At 34.1% G+C, this 22,408-nt stretch carries 26 protein-coding genes; 13 read left to right on the top strand and 13 right to left on the bottom strand.

The window, feature by feature from the left end; genetic code table 11:
• Nucleotides 1-43: 43 nt before the first annotated feature.
• Entirely contained in the window at nt 44-724 is a 681-nt protein-coding gene (trmD, locus tag FLACOL7796_RS14715) for a tRNA (guanosine(37)-N1)-methyltransferase TrmD (protein ID WP_072956684.1), read from the bottom strand.
• 259 nt (nt 725-983) lie between these two features.
• Here trmD and FLACOL7796_RS14720 point away from each other — a divergent pair, with 259 nt between their 5' ends.
• From FLACOL7796_RS14720 to FLACOL7796_RS14760, 9 genes are all read left to right on the top strand, one after another.
• On the top strand, nt 984-1,316 hold the full coding sequence (locus FLACOL7796_RS14720; protein ID WP_232067383.1) for a hypothetical protein: 333 nt from the start codon (nt 984-986) through the stop codon (nt 1,314-1,316).
• A gap of 111 nt (nt 1,317-1,427) precedes the next feature.
• Nucleotides 1,428-1,889 carry a nuclear transport factor 2 family protein gene (locus tag FLACOL7796_RS14725; protein ID WP_173971522.1) on the top strand — a complete coding sequence of 154 codons (462 nt, stop codon included), beginning with the start codon at nt 1,428-1,430 and terminating at the stop codon, nt 1,887-1,889.
• 136 nt (nt 1,890-2,025) lie between these two features.
• Nucleotides 2,026-2,934 carry a Zn-dependent protease gene (locus tag FLACOL7796_RS14730; RefSeq protein ID WP_173971523.1) on the top strand — a complete coding sequence of 303 codons (909 nt, stop codon included), beginning with the start codon at nt 2,026-2,028 and terminating at the stop codon, nt 2,932-2,934.
• 6 nt (nt 2,935-2,940) lie between these two features.
• On the top strand, nt 2,941-3,477 hold the full coding sequence (locus FLACOL7796_RS14735; RefSeq protein WP_173971524.1) for an NADPH-dependent FMN reductase: 537 nt from the start codon (nt 2,941-2,943) through the stop codon (nt 3,475-3,477).
• 19 nt (nt 3,478-3,496) lie between these two features.
• On the top strand, nt 3,497-4,369 hold the full coding sequence (locus tag FLACOL7796_RS14740; protein ID WP_173971525.1) for a sugar phosphate isomerase/epimerase family protein: 873 nt from the start codon (nt 3,497-3,499) through the stop codon (nt 4,367-4,369).
• A 49-nt stretch (nt 4,370-4,418) separates the two neighbouring features.
• Entirely contained in the window at nt 4,419-4,769 is a 351-nt protein-coding gene (locus FLACOL7796_RS14745) for a cupin domain-containing protein (RefSeq protein WP_078008370.1), read from the top strand.
• A 142-nt stretch (nt 4,770-4,911) separates the two neighbouring features.
• A complete protein-coding gene (locus FLACOL7796_RS14750; RefSeq protein ID WP_232067384.1) occupies nt 4,912-6,048 on the top strand; it encodes an MFS transporter in 1,137 nt (378 codons plus the stop codon).
• 60 nt (nt 6,049-6,108) lie between these two features.
• The gene (locus FLACOL7796_RS14755) at nt 6,109-7,041 is read left to right on the top strand and encodes a peptidylprolyl isomerase (RefSeq protein WP_173971527.1); all 933 of its coding nucleotides are present in this window, start codon (nt 6,109-6,111) and stop codon (nt 7,039-7,041) included.
• Nucleotides 7,042-7,138: 97 nt separating this feature from the next.
• On the top strand, nt 7,139-7,453 hold the full coding sequence (locus tag FLACOL7796_RS14760) for a cytochrome c (RefSeq protein WP_173971528.1): 315 nt from the start codon (nt 7,139-7,141) through the stop codon (nt 7,451-7,453).
• A gap of 110 nt (nt 7,454-7,563) precedes the next feature.
• On the opposite strand, the gene FLACOL7796_RS14765 is transcribed toward FLACOL7796_RS14760, so the two are convergent.
• From FLACOL7796_RS14765 to FLACOL7796_RS14775, 3 genes are all read right to left on the bottom strand, one after another.
• Nucleotides 7,564-7,959, bottom strand: a complete 396-nt coding sequence (locus FLACOL7796_RS14765) for a GreA/GreB family elongation factor (protein ID WP_173971529.1) — start codon at nt 7,957-7,959, stop codon at nt 7,564-7,566.
• 425 nt (nt 7,960-8,384) lie between these two features.
• Nucleotides 8,385-8,939 (bottom strand): thioredoxin family protein, encoded by a 555-nt coding sequence (locus FLACOL7796_RS14770; protein ID WP_173971530.1) that lies wholly within the window; start codon nt 8,937-8,939, stop codon nt 8,385-8,387.
• 130 nt (nt 8,940-9,069) lie between these two features.
• Nucleotides 9,070-9,963: an alpha/beta fold hydrolase gene (locus tag FLACOL7796_RS14775; RefSeq protein ID WP_173971531.1), complete on the bottom strand. Its 894-nt coding sequence runs from the start codon at nt 9,961-9,963 to the stop codon at nt 9,070-9,072.
• A 136-nt stretch (nt 9,964-10,099) separates the two neighbouring features.
• On the opposite strand from FLACOL7796_RS14775, the gene FLACOL7796_RS14780 reads away from it, so the two are divergent.
• Nucleotides 10,100-10,435, top strand: coding sequence for a tRNA-binding protein (locus FLACOL7796_RS14780; protein ID WP_173971532.1), 336 nt, complete (start codon nt 10,100-10,102; stop codon nt 10,433-10,435).
• A gap of 241 nt (nt 10,436-10,676) precedes the next feature.
• Here FLACOL7796_RS14780 and FLACOL7796_RS14785 read toward each other — a convergent pair whose 3' ends face one another.
• The 4 genes from FLACOL7796_RS14785 to FLACOL7796_RS14800 form a co-directional block, all read right to left on the bottom strand.
• Nucleotides 10,677-11,222, bottom strand: coding sequence for an RBBP9/YdeN family alpha/beta hydrolase (locus tag FLACOL7796_RS14785; RefSeq protein WP_173971533.1), 546 nt, complete (start codon nt 11,220-11,222; stop codon nt 10,677-10,679).
• 23 nt (nt 11,223-11,245) lie between these two features.
• Nucleotides 11,246-12,070, bottom strand: a complete 825-nt coding sequence (locus tag FLACOL7796_RS14790; RefSeq protein WP_173971534.1) for an alpha/beta hydrolase — start codon at nt 12,068-12,070, stop codon at nt 11,246-11,248.
• Between the two features lie 157 nt (nt 12,071-12,227).
• Nucleotides 12,228-12,596, bottom strand: a complete 369-nt coding sequence (locus tag FLACOL7796_RS14795) for a PUR family DNA/RNA-binding protein (protein ID WP_055098480.1) — start codon at nt 12,594-12,596, stop codon at nt 12,228-12,230.
• A 68-nt stretch (nt 12,597-12,664) separates the two neighbouring features.
• Nucleotides 12,665-14,443, bottom strand: a complete 1,779-nt coding sequence (locus FLACOL7796_RS14800; RefSeq protein ID WP_173971535.1) for an ABC transporter ATP-binding protein — start codon at nt 14,441-14,443, stop codon at nt 12,665-12,667.
• 203 nt (nt 14,444-14,646) lie between these two features.
• Between FLACOL7796_RS14800 and FLACOL7796_RS14805 the strand changes: the two genes are divergently transcribed.
• From FLACOL7796_RS14805 to yajC, 3 genes are all read left to right on the top strand, one after another.
• Entirely contained in the window at nt 14,647-15,756 is a 1,110-nt protein-coding gene (locus tag FLACOL7796_RS14805) for a Glu/Leu/Phe/Val family dehydrogenase (RefSeq protein ID WP_302774473.1), read from the top strand.
• Nucleotides 15,757-16,033: 277 nt separating this feature from the next.
• Nucleotides 16,034-16,945 (top strand): transcription antitermination factor NusB, encoded by a 912-nt coding sequence (nusB, locus tag FLACOL7796_RS14810; RefSeq protein ID WP_173971536.1) that lies wholly within the window; start codon nt 16,034-16,036, stop codon nt 16,943-16,945.
• Nucleotides 16,946-17,061: 116 nt separating this feature from the next.
• Nucleotides 17,062-17,337 (top strand): preprotein translocase subunit YajC, encoded by a 276-nt coding sequence (gene yajC / locus FLACOL7796_RS14815; protein WP_173971537.1) that lies wholly within the window; start codon nt 17,062-17,064, stop codon nt 17,335-17,337.
• A 613-nt stretch (nt 17,338-17,950) separates the two neighbouring features.
• Here yajC and pepT read toward each other — a convergent pair.
• The 5 genes from pepT to FLACOL7796_RS14840 all read right to left on the bottom strand — a co-directional run bounded on the left by pepT (nt 17,951) and on the right by FLACOL7796_RS14840 (nt 22,287).
• On the bottom strand, nt 17,951-19,228 hold the full coding sequence (gene pepT, locus FLACOL7796_RS14820) for a peptidase T (protein WP_173971538.1): 1,278 nt from the start codon (nt 19,226-19,228) through the stop codon (nt 17,951-17,953).
• A gap of 247 nt (nt 19,229-19,475) precedes the next feature.
• Nucleotides 19,476-20,609 carry a formylglycine-generating enzyme family protein gene (locus FLACOL7796_RS14825; protein ID WP_173971539.1) on the bottom strand — a complete coding sequence of 378 codons (1,134 nt, stop codon included), beginning with the start codon at nt 20,607-20,609 and terminating at the stop codon, nt 19,476-19,478.
• A 79-nt stretch (nt 20,610-20,688) separates the two neighbouring features.
• Nucleotides 20,689-21,648, bottom strand: a complete 960-nt coding sequence (locus tag FLACOL7796_RS14830) for a DUF6515 family protein (RefSeq protein WP_173971540.1) — start codon at nt 21,646-21,648, stop codon at nt 20,689-20,691.
• A 115-nt stretch (nt 21,649-21,763) separates the two neighbouring features.
• Nucleotides 21,764-22,021 (bottom strand): hypothetical protein, encoded by a 258-nt coding sequence (locus FLACOL7796_RS14835; protein ID WP_173971541.1) that lies wholly within the window; start codon nt 22,019-22,021, stop codon nt 21,764-21,766.
• 53 nt (nt 22,022-22,074) lie between these two features.
• Nucleotides 22,075-22,287, bottom strand: coding sequence for a hypothetical protein (locus tag FLACOL7796_RS14840; RefSeq protein WP_173971542.1), 213 nt, complete (start codon nt 22,285-22,287; stop codon nt 22,075-22,077).
• Between the last annotated feature and the right edge of the window lie 121 nt (nt 22,288-22,408).

The raw sequence follows: 22,408 nt of genomic DNA on the forward strand, positions 1-22,408 counted from the left end.
GAACGTTGAGACTGAAAACTGAGACTGAATACTGAAAACTTTCTTAATGTCCTTCAAGCAAATCTGGGCGTCTGTTTTTGGTATGTTCATACGCCATATCTTCGCGCCATTTGTCGATTTTTGCAAAATGGCCGCTGGTTAAAACTTCAGGAACTTTCCATCCTTTATAATCTGCTGGTCTTGTATATATAGGTCCTGAAAGTAAATTATCCTGAAAACTATCTGTTAGTGCTGAAGTTTCATCACTTAAAACACCAGGGATAAGTCTGATTAAAGCATCAGATAAAACTAAAGCTCCCAGTTCTCCTCCGGATAAAACATAGTCACCAATCGAAATTTCTTTGGTAATAAAATGATCACGAACTCGCTGATCTACACCTTTATAATGTCCGCATAAAATGATGATATTTTCATACATCGACATGGTATTGGCCATTTTTTGATTTAGCGTTTCTCCATCAGGCGACATATAAATGATTTCGTCGTATTCGCGTTCACTTTTCAAATGTGTTATACACGCATCGATAGGCTGAACAGTCATTACCATTCCGGCGCCACCTCCAAAAGGATAATCGTCTACGCTTTTTTGTTTGTTTGTAGTATAGTCACGTAAATTATGAAAGTGTACTTCGACCAAGCCTTTGTCTATGGCACGTTTCATAATCGAAGCCTCAAAAGGGCTTCTTAATAATTCAGGCAAAATCGTTATAATGTCAATTCGCATTTTTTTTCTTCAAATAGTTCTAAGCGGCAAAGATACAAAGTTAATTTTTGAGAAATTTAAAGTTTTAGAAAATGAAGAATCTTGACGAATAATTAATATAAAAGCCATTTTTTAATAATATACTAAATCTTGACCTAACAATTTGTTAAACAATTAAATATATGGGAACTATGTAATGAGTTACTATTTTTATGTAATTTTATTCGGCCCTTTATCGTCTAATATTATACTGTAAATTATTTACCTTAAAATTATTATCATGATAAAAAAAATACTTTTCTTACTTACAATTTTCGTTTTGCATTCCTGTTCTTCTTCTAAGAGCTCAAGTGATAAATGGATTGGTCAATCTAAAAAAAATCTGATAAAGAGTTGGGGAACGCCAATTCGGAGTATAGATAATGCAGAGCAGGGAGAAGTTCTTATTTATGGCGAACAAGTTTACGCGAACGTTAATAACGAAGAAGGTTCAAGAATCGCGGGTCCAAATTATTGGGACTATACCTATGTATATGTAAATAAAGAAGGTAAAATTTATTCTTATAAAAAGGATAAACAACAGCACACGCCTCAGGAAATAGCTGTAAAATAGTTATTTATAAATCGATATTATGAATAGAGATTGCAATTTTGTTATTGCAATCTCTATTTTTTATATATTTAAATCATTATAAGTTGATTTATAGAGATTTAAAAATAAGTTATGAAAAAAATAATAATCCTTATTGTAGTTTTTTTAGTTATTTCCTGCAATAATCAAAACCAATCAAAACCTATGGATACTTCAAGAAATGAAAAGTTAGTCAAACAATATTTTGAGTATTTTAATAAACATGACTGGAAAAAAATGTCGGAAATGTATATCGAGACGGCAGATTTTAAGGATCCTTCTTTAGGGCCGGGAATTGTAAAGCAGTCGCGCCAGGAAATCGAAAAAAAATACGCTGAATTAAACCAAATTTTTCCTGATTTGCATGATAAGGTCGTTCAGATTTATCCTTCGGGAGAAAAGCATATTATTGTAGAATTTATCTCGAGCGGAACCGCGCCGGACAATTCTAAATTCGAACTGCCTATCTGTACTATTTTTACTTTCGAGAATGGATTGATTACTAAAGACTTTACCTATTTTGATAATTTTGAGGAAGGTGAAGGAGAGGAATAAAGATTTGGTTTTTAGTTATGTATAATTTTCTCGTAATACTTTCTTCCAAATAAAAATGTTGAAAAACATTTGGTGATAAAAATTAAAATAGAAATTACGAATAATTGTTTTTTTGAATATATTTAACAAAAAGTATATGAAAAAAATAGTCTTCTTATTTCTTATCCTACTTTGTTCCTGCGACAAAGAAAAACCTAAAGAAACTCTAAAAGGGATTCCAAAAGAAATTCCTCAAGAAGCATCCTATTTTAAGCAAATAAAAGCGAATGACGTTAAGATGCCTGAGGTTGTTTATGGCGATTGGCTGTATTCCCGCAAAGAAAAAGGACAAACTTTCGACCAGTATTTTAGATCTAAACATATCGTTCCAACAAACGATGCCAATATTATTTACATACGACCTATCGGGAATTTTAATTCTCTGCAAAAGAGACAAATTGAGCTCACCAATGAATATTTAGAAATTTACTTTCAATTAAAAACAAAAACTTTAGATCCTATTGCTAATGATGTAGTTCCAAATTCGGCCAGAAGAATGATTGCAGAAGGTCATGAACAATTATTGGCGGGTTATCTTTTAAATGATATTTTGAAAGAAGAAAAACCCGTAAACAGAATTGCTTTAATGGGACTTTCAGAACTGGATTTGTATCCTAAACCAGAATGGAATTATGTTTTTGGTTTGGCTTCTTACCGTGATAAAGTAGGCGTGAGTTCAATTTACAGATTACAGGATGGCAAATTAACTTCAGAAAATTTTAATTTATGTTTATCACGATTACTCAAAATAAGCTCTCATGAAATTGGGCATATGTTTGGTCTGCATCATTGTACAAATGCAAATTGTGTGATGAATGGCACCAATAGCATGGATGAAACCGACAGGCATTCAATAAGATTATGTTCTGTTTGCCAAAGAAAACTGAATTCCTGTATACCCTACGATAATAAAAAACGATTAACCGATTTAGAAAAATATTTTAAAAGGAATAACTTAACTGATGGATTTGATTTGATGAAAAAAGACCTTGGAGTTATTCAATAAATAAGAATGAAAAAGACAAAGATATTTGCCATATCAGGCAGTACAAGAGGTAATTCAAGTAATTACAGGATTTTAAAATTTATCTCAGAACAAATTTCAGATTGGTTTGAGCTTGAAATATTTGAAGAATTAGATCAATTACCTCATTTTAATCCGGATTTGGATAACGAAAATCCTCCCGAAAAAGTGGCTGCCTTTAGAACTAAAATAGAAAATGCCGATGGAGTTCTAATTTGTACTCCCGAATATGTTTTTAGTTTGCCGGGAAGTTTAAAAAATGCATTAGAATGGTGTGTTTCGACTACTATTTTTTCAGATAAAAAGGTCGGATTAATCACCGCTTCTGCTTCTGGCGAAATGGCGCACGAACAATTAATTTTGATTATGAAAACGCTACAGGCCCAACTTGACGAAAACACACAACTTTTGATGCAGGGTATTCGCGGAAAAATTAATGAAGAGGGAAAAATTATAAACGGCGAAACCAATATTGCTCTTCAAGAGTTTATATCTAATTTCGAAAATCTATTTTTAGTTTACTAATTCGCTCGCTTTAAAATATATGATCACAAGAAGAAACTTTATCATCAACACCAGTCTGGCTACAACAGCAGTTTTAGCCTTGCCATCATTAGCTTTTACTATGGATAAAAAAGAAATAGGATTACAATTGTATACTTTACGGGATGAAATTGCCAAAGATGTAAAATCGACTTTAGAAAAAGTAGCCGCCGCTGGTTTTACGACTGTTGAAACATATGGTTTTTCGATTAAAGATCAGTTTTGGGGGCTTTCGCCGCTGGATCTTAAAAAGATATTGGACGCCAATAAATTAAAAGCAGTTAGCGGACATTATAACCTAGGAAGCTTTTTATACGATGGAAATACTTCGGAACTGATTGCTGCAATTGATGCTGCTAAAATTTTAAAAAGCGAATTTTTAACCATTCCGTGGGTTGATGAACCGTTTAGAAAAAACATTCAGGATTATAAAAAGATTGCTGCCCGATTAAATGAAGCTGCAAAGTTGTGTGCAAATTCGGGTTTAAAACTGGCATATCATAATCACGATTTTGAGTTTCAAAAACATGACGGAATTACAGGCTACGAAATCTTATTAAAGGAAACAGATAAAAATTTAGTTTGTTTTGAACTGGATTTGTATTGGGTGGTTCGATCAGGAAATGATCCGCTACAATTATTCAAAGAAAATCCCGGGCGTTTTAAAATGTGGCACGTTAAGGATATGGATAAGATTGATCAGGCTTTAAATACAGAAATTGGTTCCGGATCTATAGATTTTAAAACCATTTTTAAGGAAGCAAAAAAATCCGGAATGAAACATTTTTTTCTAGAGCAGGAAAATAATTTTGCAGGCGACTCATTTCAGTCAATTAAAACAAGCTGTAGTTTTATTTTAAAAGAATTGCTTTAGGCTGAAATAATTTAAAAGTTTAATTTTGTAAGAATAAAATCAGAAAGAGATGCAAAGTTTTGGAACAAGCAAAGAATTTATAAAAGGAGATGAAATAGAGTGGGAAGTTGTAGGTGAAGGTATCAAACGTAAAATCCTTGCCTATGATGACAGAGTAATGCTGGTAAATGTTCATTTCGAAAAAGGCGGAGTGGGAACTTTACACGAACATTATCATACACAAGTAACCTATGTTTCGAGTGGGAAATTTGATGTAACGATTAATGGCGTGACACAAACCTTAAAAGAGGGTGACAGTTTTTATATTCCGCCTCACGCAATTCATGGAGTGGTTTGTCTGGAAAGCGGACTTTTGACAGACGTATTTAGCCCAATTCGGGAAGATTTTATGCAACCATAAAGATTTTAAAATCAAGGAAATCTGTCGAATAATCATTTTATTAATAGTCATGTTTTAAAAATTTATACATTTTTTAAAGTTTTGATAAAGATTAGATTGGTATTTTTGCAAAATGAATTTATCCAAAACGAATGTCTTATTTATGGCAGCTTGCACTGGACTTATAGTTGCAAATCTGTATTACTGCCAACCCTTAATTGTATTAATTGCCAACGAATTTAAAATTCCTGAAGCCAGCGCGGGAACAATAACGTACTTAACTCAGGCCGGTTACGCTATCGGATTGTTTTTTATGGTTCCGTTGGGTGATAAACTGGAACGAAAAAAGCAAATACTGATTACTACTTTTGCATCAGTAATTGCTTTGATTCTTGCTGCTACGGCAAAAAGTTTCTTTCTTTTACAAATTGCGTCTTTATTAATCGGAATCACTTCGATCGTACCACAACTTATTTTGCCTTTGGCAGCGTCATTAAGTGCGCCGGAACAACGAGGAAAAGTCGTAGGAACGATAATGAGCGGTTTACTTGTTGGTATTTTATTATCAAGAACTTTAAGCGGATTTATAGGTCAGGTTCTGGGCTGGAGATCGATGTTTTATATCGCATCCGGAATTTGTCTTTTGATCTTTTTTGTAATTCAGAATAAATTCCCGGTCAATAAACCTCAGTTTCAGGGAACATACGGGCAGCTTATAAAATCTCTTTTTACCCTTATAAAAACGCAGCCAATTCTACGCGAAGCAACTCTTATAAACGTATTTAGTTTTGCGCAGTTTGGAGCATTCTGGACTACAATGGTTTTGTTGCTTTCAGGAGAACCATTCAATTACAATAGTGCCACAATTGGTTTATTCGGGATTGTAGGTGCTTCAGGAGCTTTAGCAGCGCCATTAGTGGGAAAAATGGGAGATAAAGGAGGTTCAAGAGTAGCGGTAGGTTATGGTTGTTTATTGATACTGATTAGCTTTTTAGTTTTTTATTTCTCAATAGAAAGTGTTATCGGAATTGCAATCGGAATTGTTTTTATCGACATAGGAATTCAGGGAGTTCACATCTCTAATCAAACCCGCGTATACTCATTGCTTCCGGAAGCCAGAAACAGGTTAAATACGGTATTTATGTCGTTTAGCTTTTTAGGAACAGCAGCCGGATCAGCTTACGGTTTATTATTATGGAAACTGGGAGGATGGCACGCTGTAACGATTGGTTGTATTGGATTGTCAGCATTAGCATTTACAGTTTATGCGCTTACTTATAAATCAAAATCTAAAAAATAGAAAGCACAAATTGATATAAAATTAATTTGTAAATTTGCATTTAAATTAAAAATAACAACAATGGAAAACGGAATATACGCTAAATTCAATACCAGTAAAGGGTCGATTTTAGTAAAACTAACTCACGATTTAACGCCGGGAACTGTAGGGAATTTTGTAGCTCTTGCAGAAGGAAATATGGAAAATAAAGTAAAACCTCAAGGACAAAAATTCTATGATGGTTTAACTTTTCACAGAGTAATTCCTGATTTTATGATTCAGGGTGGATGCCCAAAAGGAACTGGAACTGGAGATCCTGGATATAAATTTGATGATGAATTTCACCCAAGTTTAAAACACGATCGTCCGGGAGTTTTAGCAATGGCAAATTCAGGACCTGCAAGTAACGGTTCTCAGTTTTACATTACTCACGTTCCAACTTCTTGGTTAGACGGAAAACATACTGTTTTTGGTCATGTGATCGAAGGACAAGATGTTGTTGATGCTGTTGCTCAGGGTGATGGTTTACAAAGTGTTGAAATCATTAGAGTTGGAGAAGAAGCAGAGAAATTTAATGCTATCGAAGCTTTTGTAGGTTTAAAAGGTGCTCGTCTTAAAAGAGATGCAGCTTTAAAAGCAGAATCTGAAGCAAAAATGGAACAATTAGCTGCTGGTTTTGATAAAACAGAAAGTGGTTTACGTTATAAAATGATTAATAAAGGTGATGGTAAAAAAGCTGAAGCAGGAAAAACTGTTGCAGTTCATTACGAAGGATCTTTAGAAAACGGAAAAGTTTTTGATTCATCTTATCCACGTAAAAAACCAATCGAATTTAGATTAGGTCAGGGACAAGTTATCGAAGGATGGGACGAAGGTATCGCTTTATTACAAGTTGGTGACAAAGCTCGTTTCGTAATTCCGTCTGACTTAGCTTATGGTGCTTCAGGTGCAGGAGGAGTTATTCCTCCACACGCAACTTTGATTTTCGATGTTGAATTAATGGAAGTAAAATAATATAATTACATACTTATTTAATTTTGTTTTAAATAATAATCCCGTACGTTATGCGTATGGGATTTTTTTATATTTACTTTAAAAATATAGAAAAACAATGAAATCAAAAAACTTAATTCTAGCTGCTGTCGTGCTGCTTGTAGTTTCATGCGGAACTCAAAAGACAGCTTCGGTTGCAACGACAGAGCCTGTGCCAGTATACGAAACTACAAAAGCGGTAGCATTAACACCTGAATTGGCAGAAGGTAAAAATTTGTACGAAAACAGTTGTGCAAGATGTCATAAATTGTATGAGGCCAATAAATTTACTCAGGAAGAGTGGAAGCCTATCTTGACAAGGATGCAGAAAAAAGCGAAGTTAGATGATACTCAGATGGTTTCGATCTCAAATTATATAAATTCTCAGTTGTAAGACTTTATTCTTGCAGAAGTATAAAAAACTATTCAGTAATTATTGGATAGTTTTTTTTGTTTAAAATAGAACATAAAAAAACACCTTCACAAGTGAGGTGTTTGATAAAATTAAGCGCTTTCTTCCGCTATATTATTAACAAAAACAATTTTTAGAGTTTTTATTCCAGCCGGTAATTCCCAGTCAACTTCGTCATTCTCTTTAAATCCTATAATAGCGACACTTAAAGGTGCGAGTATTGAAATTTTACTTTGTTTTAAATCTGCAAATGAAGGTAGAACGATCTGGATTTTCATTTGTTTTTTTGCCTTTACATCTTCGATTGTTACATAAGAATTGATTCTTATAACTGAATTGTCCAGTTCGCTTTCTTTGCTAATTACAGCGCGGTCTAATTCTTGCGAAAGCTGATTGGCTTCTTTTGCATTTGTTGAGTTTTTACTTTTTGATATCAATTCTCTCAGGAAATGATAATCTGTTTTACAGAAAGTGGGTGTTGGTTTCATAACTGTGTTTTTATTTTATTATTAATTTATTTGAATGTCTGATAACTTTAATTTCTTTTACAGGCTTATAAATGCATAATTTTTATTCTGAAATGCGAAATGCAAATCGGAATTTTAAAAAGATGTATGTTTTTGAAAATTTTTGATTGACAAAACCAAGAAATTATCTGAGAGAGTATTACTCTTTCAAATAACATAAATGATTAAATCGTGGTATAAATCCTCCGCCTGAAAGAAGAAATTTGAAATAGACGGAGGCCTAATTGATAAAGGCCTTACTATGACTAATAAATACAGCGCTAAGCGGCTTTCTCGTAAGAGAAAACTGCAAGGTAAAGTCTGTAAATATATTTATAGTGCTCACAATGAGAATAATTAATTTGATCTGCAAAGATAGGTAAACTTTTTGAAATAGCGATAATTGTTTATTTCCATTTGATATTGCAGCCCAAACTTGGTTTCTGCGGTTCTTTTAAGCTTCTGTTATAAATGAGTGCATCAATAGCGCTTCGAAGATCAGTTCCGCTTAACGGAATTCCGTTTCCGGGTCTTGAATCATCAAGTTGACCGCGATAAAACAACCTGTCCTGATCATCAAATAAATAAAAATCAGGCGTACAAGCCGCATCATAAGCTTTGGCAACTTCCTGACTTTCATCGTACAAATAAGGGAAATCTATTTTGTTTTCAAAAGCAAATTCAGTCATTAATTCCGGAGAATCCTGCGGATATTTTTCCACATCATTACTCGAAATGGCTATAACGCCAATTCCCTGAACACGATAATCATTGGCAATCATGACAACTTCTTTAATAACATGCAGTACAAAAGGGCAGTGATTGCATATAAACATCACTAATGTTCCTTTTGATCCTTTCAAATCTTCAAATGAATAATCATTATTAGAATTGGTATCTTTTAGTTTAAAGCCTGGAGCAATTGTACCAAGAGGTAACATATTTGAAGGAGTTCGTGCCATTTTTATACAAAGATTAGTAATTCAAAAATAGCCTTAATATTCTGTAAAAGAAAGTCTATAGGGATAAAAAATATCCCGGGAAAGTTTTACAAAAAAATTCCCGGGATATTTTTAACTATATAGCGAAGATTTACGAATTTAAAAAGTTCAGTAAATCATTGTTTAATTTTTCTTTATCAGTGTAAAATAATCCGTGTGGAGCTCCTTCGTAAACAATATAAGTATTTTCGCGAATCGCTTTGGCGGCTTTTTTTGATGTAAGTTCGATAGGAACAATTTTATCATCATCGCCGTGGATAATTAAAGTTGGAACTTTTATAAAATCCAGCTCTTCTCTAAAATCCGTGTACGAAAAAGATTCGGCACATTTTAAAGTAGCACGGGGAGAAGCAAAAGAACATAACGTTCTGTAATATTCCAGTAAAGGCGTACTTAATGGTTTATTGATGATATTGATTCCGAAGAAAGTTTTTCCAAAATTATCTACGAACCCAATTCTGTCTTCTTTGATTGCGCTTGCTGTAGTTTCGCTTTTTTCTTTTGGATGACCATCAGGATTATCATTTGTTTGTAATAAAAAGGGAACAACCGAAGAAATTAAAGCTGCTTTTGTAACTCCTTTTCCGCCATATCGACTAAAGTAACGAACCACTTCACCACCGCCCATCGAGAAACCTATAAGAGTAGCATTTTCTAATTGAAGCTGCTCGATAATTTCTTTCAAATCATCAGTTAGAGTATCATAATCATAACCATCATAAGGCTGGGATGATTTACCAAATCCCCTACGATCGTAAGCTATAACCCTGTAATTGTTCTGAACTAAAAAATCGATCTGATATTCCCACATTTCATTAGAAAGAGGCCAACCATGAATTAAAATTACCGGTTTTCCTTTTCCATAATCCTTTACATATAAACGGACATTTTTTGCTGTTTCGATGTATTTGTCTGTATTTAGTTCCTGAATATCAAATTCAAAATCTCTTAGAGATTGGTCGGCGTTAAGGAGTGTTTTTTCCATCTTATATTTCTTTTTAGTGTGAGCTTTTTTACTTGTTGAGTAAAATTAGCTGTAGAACTAAAAAAAACGGTTATAGAATTAGTGGGAATAATTACAAAATTAATAGGTTTGTATTTGAACAATATTCAAAAATGCAATGGATTTAACCTGGAATGAATTTGAAAGAACCGATATGCGTGTCGGAACCATTATAGAAGTAAATGATTTTCCCGAAGCCAGAAAACCGGCTTATCAGCTCACAATTGACTTTGGTGCAGCAATCGGCATCCGAAAATCATCGGCACAAATTACCAAACGCTATCAAAAAGAAGATCTGGTAAATAGACAAATTGTAGCGGTTGTAAATTTCCCAAGAAAACAAATCGGAAAGTTTATGAGCGAATGTCTGGTTCTCGGTGCAGTAGGCGAGGAGGGAGATGTTATTTTATTAGCTCCTGATTTTAAAATAGAAAATGGACTTAGGATTGGGTAGTTTTTTAGTTTTCAGTCTCAGTCTCAGTTTTCAGTCTCAGATTGGAAGGAGATTAACCGTGAAGTTCGCAAAGATTTTACGCTAGGTTGGCAAAGTTTATACAAAGCTTTGCGAACTTTTTTTTCTAAGATGCTATACAATAAAAAACTTTGCGAACTTCACGGTTAAATTTTTTCCACGAATTTCACACACAGACTGAAAACTGAGACTGAATACCGTGACTGAATACCGTGACTGAACACTAAGAAATTTTTGATAACAATTGCTGTAATATCAATTGTCCTTCTTCCCAGTATTTTAAGTCCGAATCAGAGTTGATGTGACCTTGTTGACCTACGTTTACAAAATCACTTCCCCATTGTTGGGCAAAATATTGTTTTCTTTCAAATGAGGCATAAGGATCATTTTCGCTTGCCACCACTATCGAGGGAAATGGCAAGGTATAAATTGGCATAGGCGCAAAATTTCTGATAATATCCGGAGTATGCTCAGGTGAATCAACATCGGCAGGAGCGACTAATAATGCGCCTACAATGTTTTTGTTGTTATTTGTTTTAGCCCAGTGCAAAACCAAAGAAACGGCTAAACTATGTGCTACGAGAATCGTTGGTGTATTAAGTTTTGCTACTTCTTCATTTAATCTTTCGAGCCATTCTTCGCGAACAGGTTCATCCCAATTGTCCTGAACGATTCTAATTGAGTTTTCGAATTTTTTATGCCAAAAGGTTTGCCAGTGTTTTTCTCCTGAATTTCCAAGTCCGGGTAATATTAGTAGTTTCGTTTCCATTGCCGTGGATTTTATTTTAAGGATTATTTTTTCTTTTCTTTCACGATGCGGTTAACTTCATTTACAAGCAAAGGAAATGCAGGTTCCGTCATTCCATGGCCGTAACCGTCTAATTCGTATAATTTTGTTTGTGTATGTCCAACCAGCTTCATCATTCTGGCCATATAGGCGTTTTCTTCATAGCGGCCTAACATTTCTAATTCGCGATCTCCTGTAATCAATAAAAGTGGCGGAGCATCGGCGCGAACGTGGTATAAAGGCGCAAAAGTATCAATTACAGGCTGTTTTTCTGGAATTCCGTTTTCTCGTCTAATTTCGAAATGCGTAATACATTGTCCGCTAAACGGAATTAATCCCGCAATTTTATTCGCATCAATTCCTTCTTTTTGAAGATATTTTTTATCTAAACCAATCATCATTCCTAAATATCCTCCTGCCGAATGTCCGGAAACAAATACCAAAGAAGGATCGCCTCCATAATTAGAAATATTATTAAAAACCCACGCAACAGCCGCAGCGGCATCGTCGATCGCTTTTGCTGCTTTTGCTTTTGGTGACAATCTGTAGTTTACGCCAATGATAGCAAAACCTTTATTTTTTAACGCTTCCGGAATCTCTTTGCTTCCGCCTGTTAGTCCGCCTCCGTGAAACCAGACAATCGTGGCGAAATTTTTAGTGTTTTTAGGATAGTAAATATCCAAAACGCATCTTTCGTTAATATAACTGTCAGATTTGTTTGTTGCAGTATTGTAATATTGAATATTTGTCTTGGTTTCGTATTCTAGTTTTTGGGCAAAAGAAGAAGCTCCAATAAATAGGAAAGTAAGTAAGAGGATTAATTTTTTCATTTAAAATAGTTGAATTGAGTGTAGCTATCTGACAAAATCTAAAATCAACAGTCTAAAATCTAAAATAGATCTTCGACTAAATTTATAGAATTTAAATATATAAAAAAAGTCCAAAATGCAGAACATTTGGACTTGTACTTTTTCAAGTTATTTTCGACTAAATATCGTCAAAATCAATATCGGTAAAACTGGTTCTTTGTGTTTCAGGTTTATCAGAACCATATTCTTTTTTAAAGTCTTTTTGGTGTCTCTCAGAAATTACTTCTTCGCCTTTGTGGTTCAAGACATATGAAGTCATTTCTTCTAGTATTTCAGCGAAAGCACTAAAATCTTCTTTGTACAAGTAAATTTTGTGTTTTTTAAAATGAAAAGAACCGTCTTCTTCGGTAAATTTTTTGCTTTCGGTAATAGTGATATAATAATCATCAGCTTTAGTAGCTCTCACATCAAAGAAATAAGTTCTTCTTCCTGCTCGTAATACTTTAGAAAAAATCTCTTCTTTTTCTAACATGTCATTTTCTCTCATAATACGTTCTATCATTTTTGGAATTAATAGTACTCAAAAATCATAAAAAATTATCTATTACGCAACATTTAAAGTAATTCTTTTTCCGAAAGTTGTTTTAAATATAACGACGCATAATATCCTTCCTGATTTATTAATTGATTATGAGAGCCTTGTTGAATGATCCTGCCGTCTTCTAAAATAATTATATTATCAGCGTTCTTTGCAGAGGATACACGATGGCTTACAATTATTGTAGTTTTATCTTTACAGATTTCGAATAAATTATTCAAAATTGTTTCTTCAGTTTCTGTGTCTACTGCCGATAAACAATCGTCAAAAAGCAGTATGGCCGGGTTTTTAATAATCGCACGCGCAATAGATACACGCTGCTTTTGTCCGCCCGAAAGTGTAATACCTCTTTCTCCTAAAATAGTATCGTATTGTTTGTTAAAAGCAGCAATATTATCATGAACAACAGCATTTTTGGCAGCTTCAATTACTTGTTTATCTGTAGCGTTTTGATTACCAAATTTAATGTTGTTTTTTATTGTGTCTGAGAATAAAAAAGCATCCTGAGGTACAATTCCAATATTATTTCTAAGATCATTTAAGTTTAAAGTGCTGATTTCGTTTCCATCAATCGTGATTCTTCCTTCAGTCACATCATACAAACGTGAAATCAAAGACAAGATGGTTGATTTTCCCGAACCGGTTTTTCCTAAAATAGCCAGCGTTTCTCCTTTTTTTACTGTAAAAGTTACATTTTTTAAAGCTTCAATATTAGTATCTTCATAAGTGTAGCTTACATTCTCGAAAGCAATAGATCCCTGAATGTCAGATGAATTTTCGTTTTTGTTCTTGATTTCAGGCTCTAATTTTAAAAACTCATTCAAACGTTTCTGAGAAGCTTCTGCCTCCTGAACCATCGATGAAACCCATCCTAACGAAGCTACAGGCCACGTTAGCATATTTACATATAAAATAAACTCAGCAATAGTACCAATATTAGGGATGGTTCCGTTAATGTACATAACACCTCCAAAATAAATTACCACCAAATTACTGATTCCTATTAAGGCAATCATTAATGGACCAAATAGCGATTGTACTTTGGCTAAGTCTAAGCTTTTCTTTTTGCTTTCATCGGCAAGAGCCACCATATTATTCTGATGTTGGTTTTCTAGCGAATTTGCTTTGATTACTCTAATTCCGGAAAAAATCTCCTGAGAGAAGCTTGATACTTTCGATAAATATTGCTGAAATGTGGTGCTTCGTTTATTGATTTCAGAACTTAATTTAAAAATACAATACGAAAGAATCGGCAAAGGCAAAATAGTATATAAGGTCAATAATGGCGAAACATTATACATATATATAATAACGATAGCAAAACGTATAAAAGTATTGATCGTATACATTACCGCCGGACCAACATACATACGCACTTTTGAAACGTCTTCGCTAATACGATTCATTAAATCTCCGGTACGGTTTTGTTTGTAGAAATTCTGTGAAAGATTTTCGTATTGTTTAAAAACCTCATTTTTTAAATCAAACTCGATATGACGCGACATTACAATTAAAGTCTGGCGCATTAAAAACGTTAAAAACCCAGCAACAATCGTAGTGGCTATGATTAACAGTACGTTATGAATTAATCCGTCGCGATAACTATCTATAACTACTTGCGATGTTTGTTCTGCTTTTGGCAGCTTATCAAACTTCTCGATAGCGTTTAGGGACTTACTGATAAGCTTAGGAGTAAATAAAGAGAATATTTGTGCGATTATGGTGATTAAAATTCCTAAAGAGAAACTATATTTATATTTTATGAAATATTTGTTTAAATAGCTTAATTCTTTCATTTTTTTAAGAGATTCAATGTTGAATTGTGTTGATATTGTAAATTTTTATGAATTAAAATTAACGGAAAGTATAATTTAATCAAAACAAAACGATTGTTATATTGTTATTTTAAAGATAAAAAATTAGCACAAGTGTATTTTTTATATAAATTTGAGAAGTCTTTTTGACAAATTCATAATTTTAACTAATAAATACTAGCGCTATGGATGCAACTTTCGCAACTGGAAAGGAACTTCAAAAAATGGATCCTGTTTTTGGTCAACTGTCTTTTGATGATCACGAACAAATTGTTTTTTGCAATGACAAAGATACGGGTTTAAAAGCAATTATTGGTATTCATAATTCAGTTATGGGGCCAGCTTTAGGAGGGACCAGAATGTGGAACTATAATACTGAATGGGAAGCATTAAACGATGTTTTGCGTCTTTCCAGAGGTATGACATATAAATCTGCCATCACAGGATTAAACATTGGTGGAGGTAAAGCAGTAATTATTGGTGATGCTAAAACGCAAAAAACGCCAGAATTAATGCGCAAGTTTGGAGAGTTTGTTCACTCTTTGGGCGGAAGATATATTACAGCAGAAGATGTTGGAATGGAAACTAAAGATATGGACACTGTAAGAGACGTAACTCCTTATGTTACGGGTATCTCTGAAGAAAGAGGTGGTTCAGGAAATCCTTCTCCAATTACTGCTTACGGAGTTTATTTAGGAATGAAAGCTGCTGCTAAAAGTCAGTTTGGTACTGATGTTTTAGATGGTAAAAAAGTTTTGGTTCAGGGAATTGGTCACGTTGGTGAAGCTTTAGTAGAATATTTGACTAAAGAAGGAGCAATCGTTACAATTACAGATATCAACGAAGAAAAATTATTTCAGGTAGCTTCAAAATACAACGCTACAGTTTATACTGGTGAAGATTTGTATACTGCAGATGTTGATATTTATGCGCCATGTGCAATGGGAGCAATCATTAATGACGATACAGTAAACAAAATTAAAGCTAAAGTTATTGCTGGTGCGGCAAACAATCAATTAGCTGATGAAAATGTTCACGGAGCAAGATTACAGGAAAGAGGTATTTTATATGCACCGGATTTCTTGATTAACGCTGGTGGAATCATCAATGTTTATGCTGAATTAGAGCACTACGGTAAAGCTGAAATCATGGCGAAAACCGAAAACATCTATAACACTACATTAGAAATTATCGATTATGCTGTGAAAAACGGTATGACAACACATAAAGCGGCACTTACAATTGCTCAAAATCGTATCGATTTGAGAAAAATTGAAAACGCTGCTAAAAAGTAATTTTTAGTTTACAGTTGACAGTCTCAGTCTCGGTTTTCAGTTGAAAATTGAGACTGAGACTTTTTTTATGCCCGCTATTGAATACTGAGACTGAAAACTGAGACTAAAAACTGAGACTTTTTCAGCCACTTTCTGCAGTATTGCAAACCGTGACTGATAACTGTGACTAAAAATTGCGAATAAATTTTATTATAAGGATTGAAATTGCTAATTTTGCAGACTAATTTTTAAATGTTCTTACAAGGTGGTAAATAGAAGACACATACGCGTTAAAGTAATGCAATCCATTTATGCAATGCATCAAAGCGGTTCTGATAATCTGGAAAAAGAAGAGAAGTTTCTTTTTTACAGTATCGATAATATTCAGGATTTATATCTTATAATGCTTTCTTCATTGATTGAAATCTGCAAAAAAGAATCAGTTTTCTTGCATTTATCAAGCAAAAAACATCTTGCAACTGCTGCAGAACGTAATCCGAACGAAAAGTTCATCAATAACAAAATTTTTCAACTTCTTGCCGAAAGTAATTCTTTAAGCATTGCTTTAGAAAATCGTAAAATCAACAACTGGTCTTTAAACGATGATTATATCATTTTACTTTTAAATGATATTAAATCAAGTGATGTGTATGCAAAATACATGAGCACTACAACAAATACTTTCGAAGAAGACAGACAATTTGTGATCGATTTATTTGCTGATGTAATTGTTCCTAACGAAAAATTATATGAGTATTTAGAAGATGATAAATTAACATGGGTTGATGACATTCCGGTTGTAAATACACATATCGTTAAACAATTAAAAGCAATTAAAACTCAGGATCCTGATGATTTTAGAGTACCAAAATTGTACAAAGATGTTGAGGATAAAGATTTTGCTAAAGATTTGTTTAGAAGAACAGTTTTGAACGAAACTATTTTTGCAAAAGAATACGACGATAAAACACCAAATTGGGACAGTGAAAGAATTGCCGAAATTGATACTATTATTTTGAAAATGGCAATTTGCGAATTTTTAAAATTCCCTTCAATTCCAGTAAAAGTAACTCTTAACGAATATTTAGAAATTGCAAAAGAGTATTCTACACCAAAAAGTAGTATTTTTATCAACGGAATTTTAGATAACCTTGTTAAAGAACTAACGGCTAATAAAAAGATGGTTAAAGTTGGACGTGGTTTAATGTAAATTTTTGATAAATCTCAATATTTTTAAATTCCAAATTCCAATTATTGATGTCGCTTTAAGCGAGGTCGAAGAGCCAAAAACATAAATATTAATAACAAAAATAAAAACTGAATACTATGCAAGATTTAATGAAATTTGCTCCTTATTTACTAATGTTTGTAGTGTTATATTTCTTCATGATCAGACCACAACAAAAAAGAGCGAAAAACGAAAAAGAATTTGAAAATAGCCTAAAAGTAGGTGACAAAATAATTACAAAAAGTGGTTTTCACGGTAAAGTGGTTGAGCTTGCAGAAACAAGTGCAGTTATCGAAACAATGTCAGGAAAATTAAAAATTGAGCGTTCAGCTATTTCTATGGAAATGAGTGCTGCTTTGAATAAAAAAGCTTAATTTTTTAAATTACAATATTTGAAATCCCAAATTCCAAAACTGGAGTTTGGGATTTTTTTTGTGTTTGATTTAAAAGCATTGTGAGTCTTTGCGAGGAACGAAGCAATCTCATTATGTGAATATAGGCGTGTCAGACTGAGCGAAGTCGAGTTCCGCAAAGAGTAATCACAATCCAGGCAATAGCATGGCACGCGGATTATACGGATTCGCTTCGCGAAAGCGCGGATTTTACACGGATATTGTTATTTTTTTTTTGTCTACAATCATTCCAAATTATTCGTATTGTTAATTGTAGAGACGCACAGCAGTGCGTCTACGCAAAGAGATTCAATTCCAAGGTAGATAAAGTTGTATATAGACAAAAGTCTATATACAACGTAACCATAAAGTATGTCTTCCCGAGGAACGAGGGATCTCCGTAAGAGGTTCGACAAAGATTGTGGTGACAATTTGTGATAATTCTGCATACTGTTGCTTCGTTCCTCGCAATGACATTACGACAAAAAAACCTTTGTCAAAGTTTAAAACTTTGACAAAGGTCTATAATAGGTATAATTGGAATTTGGAATTTTTTCCCTTTCCCAATCTTCAAAATTGGAATTTATTTTTCCTTTTATCTTTTTCTTTTAGGCTTTTCAGCTACATCAAAAGCACCCGGAATAGCAGTTAATTCAGCAATTTTTACAATGACGTCAGTTGCTTTTTGGATGCTTTCTGCAGGAACATATTCGTATTTTCCGTGAAAGTTATGACCACCAGCAAATATATTCGGACAAGGTAATCCCATAAATGATAATTGAGATCCGTCGGTTCCGCCACGAATAGGTTTAATGACAGGTTTAATGTTTAGTTCTCTCATTGCTTTTTCGGCAATATCAACGATGTATTTTACCGGAAGTACTTTTTCTTTCATATTGTAATACTGATCTTTTACTTCAGCAATTACGATATCTTCACCAAATTGCTTAGCGAATTTTTTATTGATCTTTTTAGCAATTTTACCAATTAAATCTTTTCTTTTTTCGAATTTCAGTTTGTTATGATCACGAATAATCAATTCTAAAACCGTTTCTTCGATATTTCCTGTTATGTGGTGCACGTGAAAAAATCCTTCGTAACCTTTAGTTTCCTGCGGAGTTTCTCCTTTTGGAAGTTCGTTGATAAAATCATTAGCAATCAACATCGAATTGATCATTTTTCCTTTAGCATAACCAGGATGAACGCTTTTTCCTTTAAAAGTAATTTTAGCTCCGGCGGCATTAAAATTTTCATATTCCAATTCACCAATTTGGCTTCCGTCCATGGTGTAGGCCCATTGCGCACCAAATTTCTCTACATCAAAATGATGAGCTCCACGACCAATTTCTTCATCGGGAGTAAAACCAATTCTAATTTTTCCGTGTTTGATTTCAGGATGCTGAATCAAATATTCCATTGCCGAAACAATTTCAGTAATTCCTGCTTTATCATCTGCACCTAACAAAGTAGTTCCGTCAGTTGTGATGATTGTTTGTCCTTTATATTGTAGTAAATCCTTAAAATAATTTGGAGATAAAACGATGTTTTTCTCTGCATTTAAGATGATGTCTTTACCGTCGTAATTCTCGATGATCTGAGGTTTTACATTTGCTCCGCTAAAATCCGGAGAAGTATCAAAATGCGAAACAAAACCAATTGTTGGTACTTGGTGATCTACATTACTTGGCAAAGTCGCCATGATATAAGCTTTGTCGTCTATTGTAACATCAGAAAGACCAATTGTTTTTAGTTCTTCGACTAATTTATTGGCAAGATTCCATTGTTTTTCTGTACTTGGAGTGGTATTTGAATTTGGGTCTGACTCAGTATCAATAGTAACGTAACTGATAAAACGATCTATAATATGTTGCATTTGTTTAATTTTTAGCAAATATAAGCAAATAATTAGGCGTTGTGAAGCTCTAAATTATGAAAAATAGAAAAAACGGGTAAAAAAGGTTTGCCATGAATTTCACGAATTTCGCGAATTTATTTGTGTTATAAAAAAAATCCAATTTCACGAATTGAAATTCATGAAATTGGATTTACAGGCTATCTAAAATATATTTTAATTTGTGCTAATTCGTGTAATTTGTGTCGAACAAAATAGCGATAAAAAATTATTGCACACATCTAAAACCAATATGGTTTGCGGGTGATTTATAATCTCCTTTTCCTCTTGTTCCTACCATGTAGCGTGTACAATATTGATCTGTACATAAAAAGGATCCTCCGCGCTGTACTTTTTTAGGTAAATTAGGTTCTCCTGGATCATAAGAAGATTCAGGACCTTGCGGATTTCTGGCAACGTGACCTTTTTCGCTTATTACAGCATAATAATCTGCGGTATACCAATCATTTGTCCATTCCCATACATTTCCTCCAATATCATAAAGTCCGTAAGAATTGGGTTCGAATTGTGCTGTTGGCGCAATACCAATATAGCCATCTTCTCCGGTATCTCCTTTTTCTACAGGAAAGTGACCCTGATATATGTTAGCCTGAAATTTTCCTTTAGGTTTTAAAGTATTTCCCCAAGCATATAATTGTCCTGATTTTCCGCCACGTGCAGCAAATTCCCATTCGGCTTCAGTTGGTAATCTTTTGCCCGCCCATTTAGCGTAAGCTGCCGCATCATCGTACGAAATTTGAACCACAGGATAATTGCCTCTTCCTTTTATAGAACTTCCGGCTCCTTCCGGATGTCTCCAGTCTGCACCCTGAACATACGTCCACCATTGCATATAGTTATTTAAATTTACAGTCGCAGGAGTAGGGGTAAAAACAGCTGATCCGGCAACTAAATTTTCTATTGGTGCATCAGGATATTCTTCGTGAGTTGGTTTTATTTCGGCTAACGTTACATAACCTGTAGCTTTTACAAAAGCTTCAAATTGGTCATTGGTCACTTCGGTTTGATCCATATAAAAACCATCTACATATACGCGATGTATAGGTGCTGCATCTTTTGTAACACCTTTTATGCTACATAAACTTTCATCTTCGACATTGCTTCCCATAGAGAATTCTCCGCCCGGAATCCAGACCATGCCTTTAGGTGCTTTATTTAAAGGAGGTTTGTTTTTGTTTTCAATTGTTGGTTTAAATAACGAAGCTTCAGCAGTATTTGGGGTTTCGGCACAATCCATTGCTGCTAACTTTTGTTTTGGCGCAATAATTTTAGTGTAGCCATAAGCAATCGAAATGATCGAGATAGTTAGGATTGCTAAGATCCAATAGGTTTTGTTTTTCATTATGGTCGGGTTTTGTGGTATTTAAATAGGGTATAAAGTTAAAAAATAACTTTTAATTATAGTTATCCTATAGAATTAATTACTTATCTTCTTCAACAAGAACAACTTCGTATTTGCTTTTGCCATCAACCTGAACGGGCTGATAATAAGTTTCGCCAAATTTCACATATTTTACATCGCCAATCGTTACTTCTTCACCACCTTCCGGCAAATTATCAACAACAGTTCCGGCAGTAGGTGGAACGACTTTATAAGAGCTTCCATCTTTTTCATAATAAGTTCCTCCGTAATAATAGTTATTGACGGTGCCGGTATTGACGGTTTCTGCTCCACTCGGAATATTATTGACGGTTCCTCCAACAGGTGCGGGCACTGCTGTATAGCCTCCATTAGAAGGTGCGTACCAAACGCCCTGATCATAATGATATTGAGTGCTTTCTACACTAATTACAATGGCTGTAACGGCCAGAGTTGCTACGAAAAATCCCCATGGATGCCAAACTGGCCCGTAATAAAACGGATGATAAGGATGAAAATAATAAGGGTGAAAAGTGTTGTAGCGATAACCTCCATATCTATAAGGCGGACGATTGTAAACCACAACAGTATTTCGTCGTACAACGGTATTTCTATTGTTGTAGATATTAATGTTAGTGTTACGACTTCTGTCAATATTTACATTATTTCTGTTTCGGTTTACTGTGTTTCCGCTAATGTTGGTATTTCTGTTTCCGGAATTTCTGGTAGTATTATTATTGATATTCGCTTTTCTGTTATTAATATTTGTGTTTGAAGTGTTCGAAGGTCTGTTTATTTTAGTACCAGAGCCATTAGATCCCGGTCTTGTTGTTGATCTGTTTACTGCTGGTCGGGATTGATTTGCTGGTCTGTTTACTGCGGGTCTTGATTTTGCTCCGCCACGAATACCATTACCACCATTGTGACCACGCTGCGCAATACTATCAAATGAAATCAAGAAAAATGATCCCATTAAACAGATAAGTGCTATTTTTCTAAGGTTTCTTTTTATGTTTTTCATTTTCAGTATTTTAAGCTCATTAAAATTATAAAAAAAATAAGAATAATAGTAAAAAAGTACCATTGTTTTAGTTTGCAAGTTGTGGTTTAAAGATGCGCTTTCGTTTTCTCAATATTTATTTTCCTCCAAAGTTTTTTGCGATTCCTAATCCAATTCCCCAACTGTCGTAGGCATTCCATTTAAAATCGTAACTAAACGTTCCGAAAATTTCCCATCCTTTTGGTAATTCGTAACCGTATTCGACTCCAATACGTGTTAAAAAATAATCTTCTTCCTTGGCAAATTCGCCTCCCATTCCTAACAGAAAACTCCAATGTTCATTTGGTTTGTAAATTCCCATAAGGGCAGGAGCAATGGGATAACTTCTCTCCACAGTTTCTTTGTCGTCGCCACTTGCCAGATTTTTTTCTACTTTAAATTTTTCAATTACAAAATCAGTATGCAGTCCAATGGCCCATTTTTACTGATATGATACGTATAATCAAGTCCCCAAGCCGGTAAAGTCAAAACTTCCCTGTTTCCTTCATCGTCTCTTCCTTCAAAAACATGAACGTGATTTATAGATATTCCAATTTGATGATGAGGTTTAAAAACTTCTTTGTCCTGACTTTCCTGAGCCAGTAATGATGCGCTAAACAATATTATTACTGTCTCTTATACACATCTGACGCTGCCGACGATAAGGCTCGTGTAGATCTCGGTGGTCGCCGTATCATTAAAAAAAAAAACGATGAGTGGGGGAGGGGGCGAGGGGGGGTGT

The sequence above is a fragment of the Flavobacterium bizetiae genome (genome assembly GCF_902804475.1).
Classification (GTDB): domain Bacteria; phylum Bacteroidota; class Bacteroidia; order Flavobacteriales; family Flavobacteriaceae; genus Flavobacterium; species Flavobacterium bizetiae.

Coding starts and splice junctions, on each gene's coding strand:
- trmD (WP_072956684.1), bottom strand. CDS start 724: ATGCGAATTGACATTATAACGATTTTGCCTGAATTATTAAGAAGCCCT.
- FLACOL7796_RS14720 (WP_232067383.1), top strand. CDS start 984: ATGATAAAAAAAATACTTTTCTTACTTACAATTTTCGTTTTGCATTCC.
- FLACOL7796_RS14725 (WP_173971522.1), top strand. CDS start 1,428: ATGAAAAAAATAATAATCCTTATTGTAGTTTTTTTAGTTATTTCCTGC.
- FLACOL7796_RS14730 (WP_173971523.1), top strand. CDS start 2,026: ATGAAAAAAATAGTCTTCTTATTTCTTATCCTACTTTGTTCCTGCGAC.
- FLACOL7796_RS14735 (WP_173971524.1), top strand. CDS start 2,941: ATGAAAAAGACAAAGATATTTGCCATATCAGGCAGTACAAGAGGTAAT.
- FLACOL7796_RS14740 (WP_173971525.1), top strand. CDS start 3,497: ATGATCACAAGAAGAAACTTTATCATCAACACCAGTCTGGCTACAACA.
- FLACOL7796_RS14745 (WP_078008370.1), top strand. CDS start 4,419: ATGCAAAGTTTTGGAACAAGCAAAGAATTTATAAAAGGAGATGAAATA.
- FLACOL7796_RS14750 (WP_232067384.1), top strand. CDS start 4,912: ATGGCAGCTTGCACTGGACTTATAGTTGCAAATCTGTATTACTGCCAA.
- FLACOL7796_RS14755 (WP_173971527.1), top strand. CDS start 6,109: ATGGAAAACGGAATATACGCTAAATTCAATACCAGTAAAGGGTCGATT.
- FLACOL7796_RS14760 (WP_173971528.1), top strand. CDS start 7,139: ATGAAATCAAAAAACTTAATTCTAGCTGCTGTCGTGCTGCTTGTAGTT.
- FLACOL7796_RS14765 (WP_173971529.1), bottom strand. CDS start 7,959: ATGAAACCAACACCCACTTTCTGTAAAACAGATTATCATTTCCTGAGA.
- FLACOL7796_RS14770 (WP_173971530.1), bottom strand. CDS start 8,939: ATGGCACGAACTCCTTCAAATATGTTACCTCTTGGTACAATTGCTCCA.
- FLACOL7796_RS14775 (WP_173971531.1), bottom strand. CDS start 9,963: ATGGAAAAAACACTCCTTAACGCCGACCAATCTCTAAGAGATTTTGAA.
- FLACOL7796_RS14780 (WP_173971532.1), top strand. CDS start 10,100: ATGGATTTAACCTGGAATGAATTTGAAAGAACCGATATGCGTGTCGGA.
- FLACOL7796_RS14785 (WP_173971533.1), bottom strand. CDS start 11,222: ATGGAAACGAAACTACTAATATTACCCGGACTTGGAAATTCAGGAGAA.
- FLACOL7796_RS14790 (WP_173971534.1), bottom strand. CDS start 12,070: ATGAAAAAATTAATCCTCTTACTTACTTTCCTATTTATTGGAGCTTCT.
- FLACOL7796_RS14795 (WP_055098480.1), bottom strand. CDS start 12,596: ATGAGAGAAAATGACATGTTAGAAAAAGAAGAGATTTTTTCTAAAGTA.
- FLACOL7796_RS14800 (WP_173971535.1), bottom strand. CDS start 14,443: ATGAAAGAATTAAGCTATTTAAACAAATATTTCATAAAATATAAATAT.
- FLACOL7796_RS14805 (WP_302774473.1), top strand. CDS start 14,647: ATGGATGCAACTTTCGCAACTGGAAAGGAACTTCAAAAAATGGATCCT.
- nusB (WP_173971536.1), top strand. CDS start 16,034: ATGCAATCCATTTATGCAATGCATCAAAGCGGTTCTGATAATCTGGAA.
- yajC (WP_173971537.1), top strand. CDS start 17,062: ATGCAAGATTTAATGAAATTTGCTCCTTATTTACTAATGTTTGTAGTG.
- pepT (WP_173971538.1), bottom strand. CDS start 19,228: ATGCAACATATTATAGATCGTTTTATCAGTTACGTTACTATTGATACT.
- FLACOL7796_RS14825 (WP_173971539.1), bottom strand. CDS start 20,609: ATGAAAAACAAAACCTATTGGATCTTAGCAATCCTAACTATCTCGATC.
- FLACOL7796_RS14830 (WP_173971540.1), bottom strand. CDS start 21,648: ATGAAAAACATAAAAAGAAACCTTAGAAAAATAGCACTTATCTGTTTA.